General features: G+C 63.9%; 12 protein-coding genes. 10 read left to right on the top strand and 2 right to left on the bottom strand.

The genetic code is table 11. The features are described 5' to 3' along the window. Positions 1-132: 132 nt before the first annotated feature. Both cphA (JAB6_RS15425) and cphA (JAB6_RS15420) read left to right on the top strand, forming a co-directional pair. A complete protein-coding gene (cphA, locus tag JAB6_RS15425; protein ID WP_070303524.1) occupies positions 133-2,310 on the top strand; it encodes a cyanophycin synthetase in 2,178 nt (725 codons plus the stop codon). A 65-nt stretch (positions 2,311-2,375) separates the two neighbouring features. Then, on the top strand, positions 2,376-4,946 hold the full coding sequence (gene cphA / locus JAB6_RS15420) for a cyanophycin synthetase (protein ID WP_070303523.1): 2,571 nt from the start codon (positions 2,376-2,378) through the stop codon (positions 4,944-4,946). A 58-nt stretch (positions 4,947-5,004) separates the two neighbouring features. On the opposite strand, the gene JAB6_RS15415 is transcribed toward cphA (JAB6_RS15420), so the two are convergent. Continuing rightward, complete coding sequence (locus JAB6_RS15415) at positions 5,005-5,439, bottom strand: hypothetical protein (protein WP_051991083.1); 435 nt, start codon at positions 5,437-5,439, stop codon at positions 5,005-5,007. Positions 5,440-5,731: 292 nt separating this feature from the next. Here JAB6_RS15415 and JAB6_RS15410 point away from each other — a divergent pair, with 292 nt between their 5' ends. The 6 genes from JAB6_RS15410 to JAB6_RS15385 all read left to right on the top strand — a co-directional run bounded on the left by JAB6_RS15410 (position 5,732) and on the right by JAB6_RS15385 (position 14,296). Continuing rightward, entirely contained in the window at positions 5,732-8,392 is a 2,661-nt protein-coding gene (locus JAB6_RS15410) for a TonB-dependent receptor (RefSeq protein ID WP_235194201.1), read from the top strand. A 299-nt stretch (positions 8,393-8,691) separates the two neighbouring features. Beyond that, positions 8,692-8,976, top strand: a complete 285-nt coding sequence (locus JAB6_RS15405) for a hypothetical protein (RefSeq protein ID WP_139143403.1) — start codon at positions 8,692-8,694, stop codon at positions 8,974-8,976. Positions 8,977-9,020: 44 nt separating this feature from the next. Next, positions 9,021-9,908, top strand: coding sequence for a MurR/RpiR family transcriptional regulator (locus JAB6_RS15400; protein ID WP_070303521.1), 888 nt, complete (start codon positions 9,021-9,023; stop codon positions 9,906-9,908). A gap of 81 nt (positions 9,909-9,989) precedes the next feature. Then, on the top strand, positions 9,990-11,312 hold the full coding sequence (locus JAB6_RS15395) for an aspartate aminotransferase family protein (RefSeq protein WP_070303520.1): 1,323 nt from the start codon (positions 9,990-9,992) through the stop codon (positions 11,310-11,312). Between the two features lie 201 nt (positions 11,313-11,513). Continuing rightward, complete coding sequence (locus JAB6_RS15390; protein WP_070303519.1) at positions 11,514-13,742, top strand: serine/threonine-protein kinase; 2,229 nt, start codon at positions 11,514-11,516, stop codon at positions 13,740-13,742. Then, positions 13,739-14,296, top strand: coding sequence for a hypothetical protein (locus JAB6_RS15385; protein WP_139143402.1), 558 nt, complete (start codon positions 13,739-13,741; stop codon positions 14,294-14,296). The genes JAB6_RS15390 and JAB6_RS15385 overlap by 4 nt, the downstream gene beginning before the upstream one ends. Positions 14,297-14,343: 47 nt before the next feature. Here JAB6_RS15385 and JAB6_RS29350 read toward each other — a convergent pair whose 3' ends face one another. Next, on the bottom strand, positions 14,344-14,691 hold the full coding sequence (locus tag JAB6_RS29350; protein ID WP_175444549.1) for a hypothetical protein: 348 nt from the start codon (positions 14,689-14,691) through the stop codon (positions 14,344-14,346). On the opposite strand from JAB6_RS29350, the gene mutS reads away from it, so the two are divergent. Both mutS and JAB6_RS15375 read left to right on the top strand, forming a co-directional pair. Further along, a complete protein-coding gene (mutS, locus tag JAB6_RS15380; protein ID WP_070303517.1) occupies positions 14,597-17,290 on the top strand; it encodes a DNA mismatch repair protein MutS in 2,694 nt (897 codons plus the stop codon). The two genes, JAB6_RS29350 and mutS, sit on opposite strands and share 95 nt — an antisense overlap. Continuing rightward, positions 17,287-18,324: a hypothetical protein gene (locus JAB6_RS15375; RefSeq protein ID WP_070303516.1), complete on the top strand. Its 1,038-nt coding sequence runs from the start codon at positions 17,287-17,289 to the stop codon at positions 18,322-18,324. Before mutS ends, JAB6_RS15375 begins: the two co-directional genes overlap by 4 nt. Positions 18,325-18,356: the final 32 nt, after the last annotated feature.

The following is an 18,356-nucleotide window of genomic DNA, read 5'->3' as shown; positions in this document are numbered from 1 at the left end:
AGAGGCCGCTAAAAGTGGCACACTGCGCATACCCGGGATAAAGAACCAAGCACGAGCCTGAAAAGACTCTGTAGAGCCAACATAAAGTATCTGGCGCCCAGACGCCTGGCTTGTTATCAAGAAACCACTTACATGATCAAGAAGAAGAACATCGAATTTGCCCGCGTCACCCACTTGCGCGGCCCCAACATCTGGACTTACCGCCCGGTGATTGAAGCCTGGGTCGACATCGGCGAACTGGAAGACTATCCATCCAATACCCTGCCGGGCCTGTACGAACGCCTGGTGGCGTGGCTGCCCGGCATGATCGAGCACCGCTGCGGCGTGGGCGAACGGGGCGGCTTTTTCGAACGCCTGCGCGAAGGCACGTGGGCGGCCCACATCCTCGAGCACGTGGTGCTGGAGCTGCAAAACCTGGCAGGCATGCGTACGGGCTTCGGCCAGACGCGCTCGACCAGCCAGCGCGGCGTCTACAAGATGGCCTTCCGCACGCGCGAAGAGCACGTGGGGCGCGCCGCCCTGGCCGCCGCGCGCACACTGCTGATGGCCGCCATCAACGATGAAGCCTATGACCTGGAAGCGGCGCTGGCGCCCCTGCGCGACATGGTCGACTCGCGCTGCCTGGGTCCGAGCACGGCCAGCATCGTCGATGCGGCCACCGAGCGCCGCATCCCTTCGCTGCGCCTGAACGACGGCAACCTGGTGCAACTGGGCCACGGCGCGGCGCAGCGCCGCATCTGGACGGCCGAAACGGACCGCACCAGCGCGATCGCCGAAGGCATCGCCAGCGACAAGGATCTGACCAAATTCCTGCTCAAATCGTGCGGCGTGCGCGTCCCTGAAGGCAGCCTGGTGCGCAGCGCCGAAGCGGCTTGGGAAGAAGCGCAGGACATCGGCGTGCCCGTCGTCGTCAAGCCGTATGACGGCAACCATGGCCGCGGCGTGTCGCTGAACCTGATGACGGAAAGCGACGTGAAGGCCGCCTACGAGCTGGCCGCGCGCAAGGGCGACAGCTCGGCCGTGCTGGTGGAAAGCTTCATCACGGGCGACGAACACCGTTTGCTCGTCGTCGGCAACAAGCTGATCGCGGCCGCCAAGGGCGAATCGCTGTGGGTCGACGGCGACGGCGTCTCGACCGTGCTGGAACTGGTGAACACGCAGATCAATACCGACCCGCGCCGCGGCGAAGGCGAAGATTTCCCATTGGGCACCGTCAAGCCGCACGAGTCGGGCGAAATCGTGCTGGAACTGCAGCGCCAGGGCATGACCGCCCTGTCCGTGCCGCAGGCCGGCCAAAAAGTGCTGATCCAGCCGAACGGCAACGTGGCCATCGACGTCACGGACGACGTGCACCCATCCGTCGTGCATGCGGCCCTGCTGGCCGCGCGCGTGGTCGGCCTAGATATCGCCGGCATCGACCTGGTCACCACCGACATCACGCGTCCGCTGGAAGAACAGCGCGGCGCCATCATCGAAGTCAATGCCAGCCCTGGCTTGCTGGCGCACATCAAGCCGGGCGTGGGCCAGCCCCGCCCTGTCGGCGCGGCCATCGTCGACCACCTGTTCGCGCCCGAGGAAACGGGCCGCATTCCGCTGATCGGCGTGACGGGCACGCGCGGCGCCAGCCTGATCGTGCGCATGCTGTGCAAGCTGCTCAACCTGTCGGGCCTGCACACGGGCGCCGTCTGCAGCGAAGGCATGTACCTGGACCAGCGCCGTGTCGTCAGCAGCGATTGCGTGAACTGGGACGCGGGCCAGCGTTTGCTGCTCAACCGCACCGTGCAGACGGCCCTGTTCGAGAGCAATCCGCGCATGATCCTGGCCGAAGGCCTGGCCTACGACAAATGCCAGATCGGCGTCGTCACGGACATGGGCAGCCTCGATAGCGTGAAGGATTTCGACGTGCTGGACGAAGCGGGCCTGTACAAGGCCGTGCGCAGCCAGGTTGACGTGGTGGTGCCGACGGGCGTCGCCGTGCTCAACGCCGCCAACGCGCACGTGCTGGAACTGGCCGAACTGTGCGACGGCACCGTGACCCTGTATGCGCAGGATGGCGGCTTGGCAGCCATCGCGGCGCAACTGGCCACCGGCCAGCGCGCCGTGTTCGTGCGCGGCAACCACATCGTGCTGGCCGAAGGCGGCATCGAAACGGTCCTGCTGTGCCTGGACCTGCTGAAACCGGCCACGGCCGGCAATGTCGACAGCGTGCTGGCCGTCGCCGCCGCCGCCTGGGCCCTGAACCTGCCCGTCGACCTGATTTGCGCAGGATTGCGCACGTTTGACGCCGCGCCCGGCTGCATCGGGAATTAAGACAGCACTCAAGCCCGGCCAGGACGGCCGGGCCCACAAGAACACAACAGGATTACGGTTTAATTATGGAAGTATCTCGCGTACGGGCCTTGCGGGGCCCTAACCTCTGGAGCCACGACACCGCCGTGGAAGCCATTGTTTCCTGCACCACGCAGGAACTCGACATCGCCCAGCTGCCCGGCTTCGAAGCCCGCCTGCGCGCCCTCTTCCCGCAACTGAGCCCGCTGCAACCGCTGGGCAACTACAACGCCGCGCCGATGGCGCAGGTGCTGGAACTGGCGGCGCTGGGCCTGCAAGCGCAAGCCGGCTGCCCCGTCACCTTCAGCCGCACCACGCCGACCCTGGAAACGGGCATCTTCCAGGTCGTCGTCGAATACTCGGAAGAAGCCGTCGGCCGCCTGGCGCTGGAACTGGCGCAGCAGCTGTGCCAGGCCGCGCTCGACAATGCGCCGTTCGACCTGGCCGGCGCCCTGCACCAGTTGCAGGAACTCGATGAGGACGTGCGCCTCGGTCCATCGACGGGCGCCATCGTCAACGCCGCCGTGGCGCGCAACATCCCGTTCCGCCGCCTGACCGAAGGCAGCCTGGTGACGTTCGGCTGGGGCAGCAAGCAGCGCAAGATCCAGGCCGCCGAAATGGACGGCACCAGCGCGATCGCCGAAGCCATCGCGCAAGATAAGGAACTGACCAAGAAGCTGCTGGACTCGGCCGGCGTGCCCGTGCCGCAAGGCCGCGTCGCCGTCGATGCGGACGATGCCTGGGCCGCCGCTTGCGAGATCGGCCTGCCCGTCGTCGTGAAGCCAAAAGATGGCAACCAGGGCAAGGGCGTCACCGTCAACGTCACCACGCGCGAACAGCTGACGGCCGGCTTCCTCGCGGCGCAGGAATTCCGCGACGATATCCTCGTCGAACGCTATCTGCCGGGCCACGATTTCCGCTTGCTCGTCATCGGCAACAAGATGGTGGCAGCGGCCCGCCGCGACCCGCCGCAAGTGGTGGGCGACGGCCAGCACACGGTGCGCGAACTGGTCGACCAGGTCAACCTGGATCCGCGCCGCGGCAGCGGCCACGCCACCTCGCTGACGAAGATCCGCTTCGACGACATCGCTCTGGCCAGCCTGGCCAAGCAGGGCTATGTGGCCGACTCCGTGCCGCCGGTCGGCAAGCGCGTCATCCTGCGCAATAACGCCAACCTGTCGACAGGCGGCTCGGCCACCGATGTCACCGTCGACGTGCATCCGGAAGTGGCGGCGCGCGCCGTCGCGGCCGCGCACATGGTGGGCCTCGATATCTGCGGCGTGGACGTCGTCTCCGACAGCATTTTGAAACCGCTGGAAGAGCAGAACGCCGGCATCGTCGAAGTGAACGCCGCACCGGGCCTGCGCATGCATTTGGCGCCGTCGTTCGGCAAGCCGCGCCCCGTCGGCGAAGCCATCATCGCCGCCATGTTCGCCGAGGGCGACGATGGCCGCATTCCCGTCGTTGCCGTCACCGGCACCAACGGCAAGACCACCACCGTGCGCCTGATCGCCCACCTGCTGACGGCTTCCGGCCTGCGCACGGGCATGACCAATACCGATGGCGTGTACATCGAAGGACGCCAGATCGACAGCGGCGACTGCAGCGGCCCGCGCAGCGCGCGCAACGTGCTGCTGCATCCGGACGTGGACGCGGCCGTATTTGAAACGGCGCGCGGCGGCATGCTGCGCGAAGGCCTGGCCTTCGACCGCTGCCAGGTCGCCGTGGTGACCAACATCGGCGCGGGCGATCACCTGGGCCTGAACTACATCACCACCGTGGAAGACCTGGCGGTATTAAAACGCGTGATCGTGCAGAACGTGGCCGACAGCGGCGTGGCCGTGTTGAACGCCACCGATCCGGCCGTGGCCCGCATGGCCAAGAATTGCAGCGGCACGGTGACCTTCTTCGCCGCCGACAAGACGCACCCTGTGATGGCCACGCACCGCGCGCAGGGCAACCGCGTCGTGTACGTGGAGGACGGCAAGCTGGTCGCGGCGCAAGGCAAGGAGCGCCACGAAATCCCCCTGTCGCAGGTGCCAATCACGCGCAACGGCGCCATTGGCTTCCAGGTCGACAACGTCATGGCGTCGCTGGCCGCCGCCTGGGCCGTGGGCCTGGACTGGAAAACCATCGCGCTGGGCCTGAAAACCTTTGCCAATGAAGCCGACAATGCGCCAGGCCGCTTCAACGTGTTCGACTACAAGGGCGCCACCCTGATCGCCGACTACGGCCACAATCCGGACGCCATCCTGGCGCTGGTGCAGGCCGTGGAAAGCATGCCGGCCAAGCGCCGCTCGGTGGTCATCAGCGGCGCCGGCGACCGCCGCGACGAAGACATCCGCCAGCAGACGGAAATCCTCGGCGCCGCCTTCGACGACGTGCTGCTGTACCAGGATCAATGCCAGCGCGGCCGCGCCGACGGCGAAGTCGTGGCATTGCTGCGCCAGGGCTTGAACGGCGCCAAGCGCACCAGCCATATCGATGAAATCAACGGCGAATTCGTCGCCATCGACAAGGCCCTGGCGCGCCTCGGCGAAGGCGATCTGTGCCTGATCCTGATCGACCAGGTGGAAGAAGCGCTGGCGCACATCGCCAAGCGCGTCGCCGAAGCCTAAGCGCAGCCTGACGGCATACGAGGGCGGCCTGCGGGCCGCCCTTTTTCATCCCTGCGCCTCAGTCGGCGCCGGCTTTCCCGATCGCCTGCGCGGCCAACGCGCCGGCCCGCATCTCGCTGGCAAACAGCGTCGCCGCATGCGCGATGGCGCGGGTGGCACGCGCGAGGAAATGCGTCCAGTGCTGCTGCTCGAGCAGCAGCATCTCGATGCAGAACCATACCTGACCGCGCTGCACATGGCCTTTCACCAGCTTGATGCGGCGGTTGACTTCATCGAGCGCGGCACGCACGCGCAGCAACTCTTCCGGCGTATCGATGGTCCACACATTCGGCAACAGCAGTTTCCCAAATTGCGCGTCATCGGCGTCAAAGCACAGGACATAGCCCATGCCTTCGAAACGGAAGACGATATCGCCATCGCTGTCGATCTGCGCCTGATATCCGTCCGCTTGCAAGTGCCGCAGCAACGGTTCGGTGATAGTGGATGCCAACATGGTGCTTCCTTTCATTGAGTGAGATGGCGACGCCCCATCTGGTGCCGCTGCATCGCTACCTCAACGCCGTCACCGGCAAAAAATACAAAACTATTTTCGCCACGTGTGGAGAGCGGGCAAGGCCGGCAGGTGCATGAATGCGGCAGGGATACCGGAATTGATATGGACATCGCAAAAGAAGTCATTTGTGGCGCAAAGTCATTCGCCCCTACCATGCTTCCTGAGCCAGTTCCAGCTCTGGCGGCGACTGCCGCAGCGTTCTCAACATAACTAAAATACAGGTGGAGACAAGATGATGCAATTGATGGCAACGGGCACCCGCACGCCCCGACAAAATACACGCTTGACCTTGAAGGCGACGGTGGCCGCCCTGGCCGGCGCAGGCCTGCTGAGCAGCGCCTCCGTCTGGGCGCAGCAAGCGCCCGCCGTGGAAACACCAGTGGCAGAAGCGGCACCGGCAGCAGCGCCAGCCGACAATGGCGGCATCGCCGTCGTCGCCGTTACGGGCGTGCGCAGGGCGGCGCAAAGCGCGCAGACGATCAAGAAAAACAGCGACCAGGTGGTCGACTCCATCGTCGCCGATGAAATCGGCAAATTCCCCGACAAGAACGTGGCTGAAATCCTCGGCCGCGTGACGGGCGTGCAGGTCCGCCGCGAAGGCGGCGAAGCCGGTACCGTCATCATCCGCGGCTTGCCTGGCGTGGTGACCTTGCTCAACGGCCGCGAAATGTTCACCTCCGTGGGCCGCAGCCTGTACCTGGCCGATATTCCGACGGCCATGCTGCAGCGCGTGGACGTCTATAAATCGCAGGGCGCCGACATGGTCGAAGGCGGCACGGCCGGCGTGATCGACGTGCGCACCAACCGCCCGTTCGACTTCAAGGGCTTTACGGCATCGGGCAACGTGCGCGCCGAACACCGCGACAAGTCCGGCTCGACGGACCCGAACGTCAGCGGCATGGTCTCGAACCGCTGGAAGACCCAATACGGCGAATTCGGCGCCCTGCTCGGCCTGTCCTACCAGCGCGGCAGATACTATGACGAGACGATCTGGAACGCCGAACCCGTCAAGCGCCCGGAAGCGGGCAACATCACGGGCCCCGATTCCGTCGGCATGATCCCGACCGTGGGCGACCGCAAGCGCTACGCGGCCAACGCCGCCTTCCAGTGGCGCCCGAACTCGCAGGTGGAAGTGTATGCGGAAGGCATGTCGACCCTGATCAAGCACGCGTTCGACAGCCAGTTCTTCGTCGGTTCGCTGCCGTGGGGCCAGAACCCGGACATCACCCTGATCCCCGGCACCAATCAGGCGGCCACGGTGGGCAAGATCGACGGCCCATGGTCGCCGTTCACGCTGGGCTCGACCCAGGCGCGGCGTGACCGCTCGATCGGATCGCAAGGCGCCATCGGCGCGCGCTGGGACATCACGCCGCAGCTGCGCGCCACGACGGAACTGGCGCGCACGGTCAGCAACTTCGAGCGCGAATTCCCCATCCTCGACTTCCTCGCCCATCCGACCAGCGTGATCGGCAGCACGAACGTGAACGGCGGAGCGCAGATCAGCTACCCCGGCTACAACATGCTGGATCCGAAGAACTACACCTTGCTCGGCTTCTACGACAATCACAGCCACGACGAAGGCAGCTCGACCGACTGGCGCGGCGACGTCACCTATGACATGGACAGCACGGGCTTCTTCCGCGAATTTTCGGGCGGCGTGCGCCTGGCCAAGCGCAAGGCCGAATCGATCCGCGAAAAAAATGGCCAGGGCGGGCTGGCGTCGGTCATGACTGCGGACGCGATCCCCGGCCTGGCGTGCGCCTCGCACGACAACACGGGCAACTTCGGCCTGCAAAGCTGGCTCACGCCATGCCGCGACTTCATGCTCAACAACACGGCCGCGCTGCGCCAGCTGTTTACGGGCAGCAGCGAACGCAGCCCCGACGATCCGATGACCCACTACAAGGACGTGGAAAAAACCAATGCCGTCTACGGCAAGGCGCGCATCGGCTTTGACCTGGCGCAGGTACCGGTCGACGGCACCTTGGGCGTGCGCGTGGTGCAGACCAAGCAGGACTTGCAAGGCAATTCCTCGCAAAACGGCATCATCACGCCCGTGCGCGTAAAAACCTCGGATACGGACGTGCTGCCCAGCATGACCTTGAAAGCCATGCTGCGCCAGGACCTGGTCGCCCGCATGACGGCAGGCAAGGCAGTACAGCGCCCGAACTTCGCCGACTTCAACCCCGGCGTGAGCCTGGGCCAGAGCCTGGAGATGGTGCGTCCGACGGGCAGCGGCGGCAATCCCGACCTGAAACCCGTGGAAGGCAAGAACCTCGACGTGGCGCTGGAATGGTATTTCGCGCAGACGGGTTCCGTCACGGCCACCGTGTTCCGCCACAACTTCAAGAACTACATCCTGTCCGGTTCGGCCAAGGAAACGTATGGCGGCATCGAGTACGACATCACGCGCCCGCGCAACACGTCGAAGGGCCATCTGCAAGGCCTGGAAATGGCGTACCAGCAGTTCTACGACAAGCTGCCCGGCTGGATGAGCGGCCTGGGCCTGCAGGCGAACGCCACCTACATGACGGGCGAGCTGGAAGAATTGAATGGCAGCGTGCATCCATTCACGGGCATGTCGAAGTGGTCGGCCAATATCGTCGGCCTGTACGAGCAGGGACCGTGGTCGGCACGCCTGGCCTACAGCTGGCGCGACAAATACGTCGACGACTACAACTACCGCGGCAAGGGCATCCACCTGACCGTGGCGCCCACCAAGACCCTGGACGCGTCGATCTCGTACAAGCTCAATCCGAACACCACGGTGACCCTGGACGCGAACAACCTGCTCGACTCGACCTACCGCGACTACCACGACACGCCGGACTATGTGCGCGACGTGCGGCGCTATGACAAGGTCGTAGGTTTATCAGTACGCTGGAGCTTGTGATGGACACCTGACCAAACCGGCTGCGCGGCGCGCTTTGCGGCCGGCGATGCTCACGGCACTACAGTGCCGATGCGCTTCTCGGCCACAAATCACTGCCGCTCGCGATGGTTTTGTCAGGCGTCGAAACGTTGTTGGAATACATGTCTTCTTCCTTGAGGAGTTTCAGCGCCAGCCGGTGACGGTTGGCGTTTTTTTTGCCTTGTGGAATCTATCCGACACAGGAATTGATTTAACGCAAAGTGACGGCGCCGGGGCGCTTTTATGCTGGCAGTCTGACCATCGAACCCGGCGGGGACAGCATGCGCGAGGCACGGCACGTCGACACACAGTTATTTCAACCCGACATCCCGGTGCGGCTCGACATGCGCACAGCGGCGCTGGTCGAACATGCGCTGGCCTTGCAGGAAATGGCCGGCACGGGCGCCGCCGCCCTGTTTTTGCACTGCCACGACGTGCCGCTGCCCACGGCCTTGCGCGTGCTGACGACGGGACCGCACCGCAAACCTGCCGGGCCGCACCTGTTTGCCCGGCTGCGCCCGCGCACGGCCGCCCTGGCGCATGGCGCGCCGCTACCGGCCCGCTGACGAATCCTGTACCATCGCCGCAACCTATTCAATGAGGCACGGCGATGCAGGCAGCGACACCCCACGATTCCTATGCGGCACTGATGGACCTGATCAAGGCGCGCCATGCGGAACTGAGCCCGCAATTCCAGGCCGGCGCCCGCTACCTGGCCGACCATCCGGACGAAGTGGCCGTCTCGTCGATGCGCAGCATCGCCGCGCGCGCGCAGGTACAATCGGCCGCCCTCGTGCGCCTGGCGCAGCAGCTGGGCTTTGCCGGCTGGCCGGAGCTGAAAGCCATCTTTGTCGAACGCCTGCGCGCGGGACCGGCCGGCTATGCGGAAAAAGCCGGCGCGCTGGCCGGCAAGGAGGGCAATCTGGTCACCGAAGTGTTCATGGTGCAGCAGCGCAACCTGGCCGCCACGGAAAGCGCCAACCACGCCGCCCTGGATGCGGCCGCCAACCTGCTGCAGACGGCGCCCCGCGTGCACGTGGCCGGCTTTCGCGCCGCCCACCCTATCGCCTACACCCTGCATTATCTGTACCGGCTGCTGCGCCCCAGCGTGCAGCTGCTGAGCGGCCAGGGCGGCACCCTGGAAATGGACTTGCGCGCCCTGCAGGCGGGCGAAGCCGTCGTCGTCGTCAGCTTCGCGCCGTACTCGAGCGAAGCGCTGCTGGTGGCGCAGGCGGCGCGCCAGGGCGGCTGCCAGGTGGTCGCCATCAGCGACAGCGCCATGTCGCCGCTGGCCCTTCAGGCCGATGCCAGCATCGTCATCGCCGTCGACAGCCCCTCGTTCTTCCCCTCCATCGTGGCCGGCGTCGCGGCCGTGGAAAGCCTGGTGGAACTGCTGGTGGCGCGCGCGGGGCCCGATGCCGTCACGGCCATCGGCGCGGCGGAAAACCAGCTGCGAACGCTGGGGGCCTATGTCAAAACATCAAACGATGTAAATTAAAAACAAATACATCATTCGTTGCATTGCGGCGCAACGCCTCCTATAATCGGCCATCCCACTTGTCGATAAGAAAGCGATGCCATGAGCCATGTCTTCCACCGCAGCCTGACCGCCAGCTATCCCGTCGCCGTGGGCGGCGACGGCCCCTACCTGATCGATGCCGATGGCAAGCGCTACCTGGACGCCTGCGGCGGCGCGGCCGTCTCCTGCCTCGGCCATTCGGATGCGGCCGTGATCGCCGCCGTGCAGCGGCAGATTGCCACGCTGGCGTACGCGCACAGCTCCTTCTTTACCAGCGAACCGATGGAGCAGCTGGCCGATTTTCTCGTCGCTCGGGCGCCAGCCGGCATCGACAGCGTGTATTTCGTCTCGGGCGGTTCCGAAGCGGTGGAAAGCGCGCTCAAGATGGCGCGCCAGTATTTCGTCGAGCGGGGCCAGCCGCAGCGCCGCCACGTCATCGCACGTCGCCAGAGCTACCACGGCAATACGCTGGGCGCGCTGGCCACGGGCGGCAACGCCTGGCGCCGCCAGCAGTTCGAACCGCTGCTGATCGGCGTGACCCACGTGTCCCCGTGCTACGCCTGGCGCGACCAGCAGGCGCATGAAACGGATGGCGACTACGTGGCGCGCCTGGGCCAGGAGCTGGAAGACCATATCGCCGCACTGGGCGCGGACAACGTCATGGCCTTCATCGCCGAACCCGTCGTCGGCGCCACGGCCGGCGCCCTGCCCGCCGTGGCCGGCTATTTTGCGCGCATGCGCGAGATCTGCCAGCGCCACGGCATCCTGCTGATCCTCGACGAAGTCATGTGCGGCATGGGCCGCACGGGCAGCCTGTTCGCCTGCGAGCAGGAAGGCATTACGGCCGACCTGGTCTGCATCGCCAAGGGCCTCGGCGCCGGCTACCAGCCCATCGGCGCCGTCATGGTATCGACAGATATCCGCGACACCATCCGCGCCGGCACGGGCTTCTTCCAGCACGGCCACACGTATATCGGCCACGCCACAGCCTGCGCCGCCGCCCTGGCCGTGCAGCGGCAGATCGAGGAGCGCGATTTACTGGCCAACGTGCGCGCCATGGGCGGCTTGCTGCAAGAGCGGCTGCGCCAGCGTTTCGATAGCCATGCGCACGTGGGCGACATCCGCGGCCGCGGCCTGTTCCTGGGACTGGAACTGGTGCGGGACCGCAATACCAAACAGCCGTTCGACCCTGCCCGTCGCCTGCACGCGCACATCAAGACGCAAGCCATGCAAAACGGACTGATGTGCTATCCCATGGGCGGCACCGTCGACGGCCTGCACGGCGACCACATCCTGCTGGCGCCGCCCTACATCATCGACGCCAGCCACGTCGATGAGATTGTCGACAAGCTGGGCGCGGCCATCGATGCCTGTGTGGCGTAGCCGCGCATGCCTGCGGCAGAAACGCGCAAAGGCGACTGCCAGCAATTTCTGTTCACTCCTTGTCAATATTAATTGACTTATTTTAAACAATCGTTTTAAATCAGGAAGTTACTCAAAATCAATCATCTTGGGCATTCAATCATCGCATTACCCCTTTTCGATGCTTGACGCCCACGTTGATGCACTCTGAAGCCAAGGTATATGGAACTGCTCGACTCCCTGCGTCAGCCCCCTCTGCAAGACGACACGATCAGCGGGCACTATGAAGTGCGCCGCTTGCTGGGCGAAGGCGGTTTCGGCCATGTATTCGAAGCTTGGGATGCCAAGCTGTGCCGTAGCGTGGCGCTGAAACGCCTGAAACCGCAAGCCGACGTGCTGCATCCGGAAAAACTGATCAATGAAGCGCGCCTGGCCGCTTCGCTCAAGCATGCGGCCTTCGTGCGCATCTTCGCCATCGAGGGCCAGGGCACGGGCCAGTCCATCATCATGGAACTGGTCGAAGGCCAGACCCTGGGACAGTTCATGCACAGCGGCAAGGCGGACCTGCAAACGGCGCTCGACGTCGCCTACCAGATCGCCGACGCGATGGACGAGGCGCACGCCATGGATCTCGTCCACGGCGACCTGAAACCGTCGAACCTGATGCTGGAAGCGGACGGTCACGTGCGCATCCTCGATTTCGGCCTGGCCCGCCACATCGACCCGCAAGCCACGCAAACGACCACTCTGTGCGACCTGCAAGGCACCATCGCCTACATGGCGCCCGAGCGCCTGATGGGCCGGCTGCCCGACACGCGCGGCGACGTCTACGCGCTGGGCGCCATGCTGTACGAAATGCTGGCCGGCCAGCGCCACTTCGCCCACCTGAACGGCCTGGCCCTGGCCGCCGCCCACATGCAGGCGACGGAACCGTGGCCCGACCTGCCCGACTCCGTCCCGCCCGCCATCAACGCCCTCGTGCGCGCGATGACGGCGCACGACCCGGCCGAACGGCCACGCACCATGCGCGCTGTGCGCGAGGCGCTAGGTGGGCAGCAAATATCTGCGGCAACAGCGACCGCCCTCGACGCCGACAGCAAACCCGCTCAGCCTGCCAAGCCGCCGGCTTCGATCGCTATCCGGCTGCAGGTGCCCGTCAAGCGTACCATGCTGGCGGCAGGAGCCTTCTTATTACTAGGCTTGAGTGTCTTGCAAGGGCCCGATTTGGTGGCTAGGTTGCGCGGCACTACAGGCGCGCCGGCGTACTCGGAAATTGCGTCCATGAAGGCTGGCATGGATGCCTTACGTACGTTTGACCGCGATAGCAGCCAGAAGCAGGCCTTTGCGCACTTCTCGACAGTGCTGCAACACAATCCTCATAATGCGGCTGCAGCGGCAGGCCTGTCGCTGGCAGCAAGCCTCCGCTATATCAGTGATGGCCGCGATGACACCTGGCTGCAACGGGCCGATGTCAGCGCACGACAGGCACTAGTGGCAGACGACCAATTGGCCCTCGCCCATGTAGCACAGGCAGCAGTACATGAGCTACACGGAAAGCGTGACGAAGCACAGCACGCAATCAATACTGCGCTGAACTTGGAACCGAATAATTTGCTAGCCTTGTATGGCAAGGCCCGCCTATTTATAGTTGGTCATCAGTTCGATTCGGCGAAAAAAATATTAGATCAAGCCATCGCCACTTATCCAAGTGAGCATGTATTTGTCGCCCAACTTGGAATCATGCGTTACAAGCAAGGCGACTACATTGGTGCTGAAAAAGCATTCCGCAAAAGCATAAGTATGGATCCGCAATCACCCGGCACTTACGCCTACTTGAACGCCGCGCTGTTACGACAAAATCGCAACGACGAAGCACTGCAAGTACTGCAGCAAGGGTTGCAGATCAGCCCGTATTGGGAACTGTATACGAACCTCGGCACATCACTGTTTGCGAAGGGGGACTATCTTGGCGCAGTACAAGCGTTTGAAAATGCCGTCTCTGAAACCAAGGGTAGTCCCAACATGTATATGTTGTGGGCTAACCTAGCTGATGCACAGCGTTGGATACCAGCGCAGATTCAGGCATCAAAACAGTCCTATCTACGCGCTATTACCCTGCTGCGGCCAATACTTCAACGCATGCCAAACGATGGCACCGTCAATTCCCGCATGGCACTCTATTTGGCTTATGTAGGAGAAAAACAGGCAGCGCTGGCTAGCATGCGACAAGCGCTGAATCTGGCACCGCGAGCGGCCGACGTGCAATTCCGTGCCGCCCTCACGCACGAACTAATTGGCAATCGCAGTGACGCATTGGCTTCACTTTTACAAGCCAGCAAGCTTGGCTACCCTCTCAATCTGATCGAATCAGCCCCCGATCTGTTGAACCTGCGGCGAGATGCCCGCTACCAACAACTTCTCATCAACCTGGAAAGAGACAGTAAAAAATGACGCCTGTAAGCCCTTGGATGAAGTTATCCGTGCATTTTGATGCAGACCAGATTACCAATCAGCTTGACTACAATTTCACCTCCTGCGACGGCACAGCCGATCCTCGCCATGGCCCCTACATGGGCGGCGTGCACTTCCAGAAAGGTCAGCATGTCTATCTCGACGTTACTTGCTGCGGCTCCAAGGATAGCGGCTTCACCTCATTCCAGATCATCGACTGCTGCATCGTCACCGTGCCGCAACTGACACAAATCGGCCCGAAAGTGCCGACCATTTATTCACCGCCATCACCATTCCTCCAGGCAGTAGGTGCAACCTATCATTTGCCTCTGGACTTCGAAATCCAGCAACTGCTGGGTGAGCCAGACCAGATGCCACTGCACCGCATCCGTCAGGAATGGAAACACAATTTGGACGTAGGTCATACCTCTGGACGCTGGGAATTGTCCTTCGTCATGACGGTACGCATCATGCGCGGCGAAGACGTTCAACCGGAACTACGCGTCTTTTCCTTCGACCCGGAAAGCTCGGTGGGTGGCAGCACTACCATGTAGAGAGTGGTATTGCCGACTATATCGGCAATGCAATGCAAAAGTAACCATCACTGCACGTCCTGGCCTGCCGATGCCATCCACTGCGCCTCGCCAGCGGGCGAAATGCGCCAAGCCACGTCAATTCCATCGACGTGGCTTTTTTCCATCCGCACGCAATACGCCGCCCTGCCCGCCGAAAGCGGTAAAATGACGGCCTTGAACCCAAGCTCCGCCACATGGCGCGGCCTTGAATGCACACAGCACCACACACAGCCCGGCAGGCATGCCTTTCCCTGCTGCCGGACCAACGACAAAGAACACATGACCACCGTCCCAAAAGAAATCAACGCCGCCGCGGCAAAGAAAAATTCGGCTGAAAAGCTCACTCCCATGATGCAGCAATATTTAGGCATCAAGGAGAACCATCCGACGATGTTGGTCTTCTACCGCATGGGCGATTTCTACGAGCTGTTTTTCGAGGATGCGGAAAAAGCATCGCGCCTGCTGGGCATTACCCTGACGGCGCGCGGTGTGGCCAGCGGCAATCCGATCAAGATGTGCGGCGTGCCCTTTCATTCGCTGGACGGCTATCTGGCCAAGCTGGTCAAGCTGGGCGAGTCGGTGGCCATTTGCGAACAGATCGGCGACCCGGCTACCAGCAAGGGACCCGTCGAACGCAAGGTCATGCGCGTCGTCACGCCCGGCACCTTGACGGATGCGGACTTGCTGCCGGAGAAGGCCGAGCGCCCGCTGCTGGCCATGTGCAGCATCACACAGCGCAAGACGGTGACCACGGGCCTGGCCTGGCTGTCGCTGGCCAGCGGTGCCTTGAAACTGATGGAGTTTTCCGGCGACAGCAGCACCGTGGCCGTGCGCTTGCAGCAGGAACTGGAACGCATCGTGCCGGCAGAGATCCTGAGCGGCGACAATGGCAACCTGTTCGACGATTACGCGGGCACGCACATCAACCGGGTGCCGGACTGGCATTTCGACGTGGTGGGCGGCCACAAGGCCCTGCTCGACCAGTTGGGCGTGGCGACCTTGACGGGCTTTGGCGCCGATGGCCTCGGTGCCGCGTTCGGTGCGGCCGGTGCGCTGCTGCGCTATGCGCAATCGACGCAGGGACGCGGTCTGCAGCACGTGCGTTCGCTGACGACGGAAACGGAAAGTGAATTCATCGGCCTGGATGCGGCCACGCGCCGCAACCTCGAATTGACGGAAACCATCCGCGGCCAGGAATCGCCGACCTTGTTCTCCCTGCTCGATCATTGCCGCACCGCCATGGGTTCGCGCATGCTGCGCCACTGGCTGCACCATGCGCGGCGCGACCAGAAGGTGGCGCGCGCGCGCCATGAGGCGATCGCCGCACTGGCGCAAAGCGAAGCGGCCGGTCCGCTCGCAGCCACCCTGGCGCAAGTGCCCGATATCGAACGCATCACCACGCGCATCGCGCTGCTGTCGGCGCGTCCGCGCGACCTGGCCGCCCTGCGCGACGGCCTGCTGCAACTGCCGGCCCTGCGCGGCGACGTCGTGCGTTGCTATGGCCCTGGCCAGGGCGGCGAAACCGGCTTGCTGGCCGCCATCCACACGGCCTTGGCCACGCCTGTTGCCTGCCTGGACTTGCTGGTGCGCGCCGTGGCGCAGGAACCGGCCGCGATGGTGCGCGACGGCGGCGTGTTTGCCACCGGTTTCGATGCCGAACTCGACGAATTGCGCGCGCTGTCGGAAAACGCGGGGCAGTTCCTGCTTGACCTGGAAACGCGCGAACGGGCGCGCACGGGCATCGCCAATCTGCGCGTGGAATACAACAAGGTGCACGGCTTCTATATTGAAGTCACGCACGGCCAGACAGACAAGGTGCCGGACGACTACCGCCGCCGCCAGACCCTGAAAAACGCCGAACGCTATATCACGCCGGAATTGAAGGTATTCGAAGACAAGGCCCTGTCGGCGCAAGACAAGGCCCTCGTGCGCGAAAAGATGCTGTACGACCTGCTGCTGGCCGACCTGGCGCCGCACATCGGCACCTTGCAGACGATCTCGCAGGGCCTGGCCCAGCTCGACACCTTGAACGCGTTGACGGAACATGCGCAGCAGCACAACTGGGCTGCGCCGCAACTGGTCGACGAGCCGTGCATCAACATCGTCGAAGGCCGCCACCCCGTGGTGGAAAAGCAGATTGAGCGCTTCATCGCCAACGACTGCCGCTTCGTCAACGAACGCCGCCTGCTCTTGATTACCGGTCCGAACATGGGCGGTAAATCGACCTTCATGCGCCAGGTGGCCCTGATCACCCTGCTGGCCTACGTGGGCAGCTACGTGCCGGCCGCTTCCGCCACCATCGGCCCCATCGACCGCATCTTCACGCGTATCGGCGCCACCGACGACCTGGCGGGCGGACGCTCGACCTTCATGGTGGAAATGACGGAATCGGCAGCGATTTTGAACGGCGCCACCGAGCACTCGCTGGTGCTGATGGATGAAGTCGGCCGCGGCACCTCGACTTTCGACGGCCTGGCGCTGGCATGGGCCATCGCGCGCCATCTGATCGATACGAGCCGCAGCTTCACCCTGTTCGCCACGCATTACTTTGAGCTGACGCAATTGCCGGACAGCCACCCGAGCGCTGCCAACGTGCATCTGTCGGCCGTTGAACACAAGGACAGCATCGTCTTCCTGCACGCCGTGCAGCCGGGCCCTGCCTCGCAAAGCTACGGCTTGCAGGTGGCGCAACTGGCCGGCGTGCCGCAGCCCGTGATCAAGGCCGCGCGCAAACACCTGGCACGCCTGGAAGCGCAAGCGCTCGACGCCACGCCGCAGCGCGACCTGTTCGCCGGGCCCGCAGCCGATCCGTATGCGCAAGAGGAAGAAGAGGACGCGGCGGCGCCGCTGGCCGCGCTGAACGCGGCGCAGCAAGCCTTGCTCGACGCCATCGCCGACCTCGATCCCGATGCGCTCACGCCACGCGATGCGCTCGAGCAACTGTATCAGTTGAAACGGCTGGCCGCCGCATGACCCTCCGGCGCGGCACGATCCACCTGCTGGCCGCCGGCTTGCTGGCTGCCAGCCTGCCATGGCAAGCGGCGCTGGCCGCCCAGAGCGACCAGGCCGGCTTCGAATTTGCCGTGCTGGGCCATTCCTTCAACGCCGGACCGGACGATGGCCCCCTGAAAAAAGCCATCGCCGACACGAGCGCCTTCAATGCATCTTTCGTCGTGGCCACCGGCATCAAGGCGGCCAGCGAATCGTGCAGCGACAAGCTGTACAGCCAGCGCAAGGACTTGCTCGACGCCAGCGGCCCGCCGCTGATCGTCTCGCTGTCGGCCAGCGATTGGGCCAACTGCCGCAACTCGCGCGGCAAAGTCAACGCCATCGAACGCCTGAACCGTTTGCGCGACTTGTATTTTGCCGACGACCAGAGCCTGGGCCAGCGCAAGTTGGCCCTGTCGCGGCTGTCATCGACGGCGAAGTTCCGCAGCTATGCGGAAAACGCCCACTGGGAATATGGCGGCGTGCTGTTTGCCACCATCAACCTGCCCGCGAATAACAACCATTTCCTGCCGGAAGCGGGACGCAACAGCGAATTCGAAGACCGTCTGGTCGCCAACCGTTCCTGGCTGCAGCGCCTGTTCGCCATGGCGCAGCGCAAGAAACTCGACGGCATCGTGCTGTTTTCCGATGGCGACATGGGTGTGCTCGATGAAGACGACAATTCGCTGCTGCCCAGCTTCAGCTCAAAACAGGACGGCTTTGCCGGACCGCGCAAGCAGGTCCGTACCCTGGCGAAGAAGTTCAGCGGCAAAGTGTTGCTGGTCGATACGCAGCGCGATGGCGACGCGGACGGCAAGGAAGGGAAGAGTAAAAAGGCCGCGGCCAAGGCAGGCGGGCCGAAAATCAGCTGGAAAGGCAACCTGGGCCACGTCAGCATCGACAACGACTGGTCCGCCATCGCCGTACGGCCAGGCAAGACGCCATTCTTTGAGGTGCGTCAACGTGCCGTCAGGCCATCGGCGCAAGCGCGCGCCAAGGCGTCGACTGTACGCCGCTAGCGCATCAGCAAACAGGCCGGCATGTAGCCGGC

It is taken from the genome of Janthinobacterium sp. HH104 (genome assembly GCF_001758715.1).
In the GTDB taxonomy this organism is placed as follows: Bacteria; Pseudomonadota; Gammaproteobacteria; order Burkholderiales; family Burkholderiaceae_D; genus Janthinobacterium; species Janthinobacterium aestuarii.
This window is presented reverse-complemented; position numbering and strand designations above follow the sequence as displayed.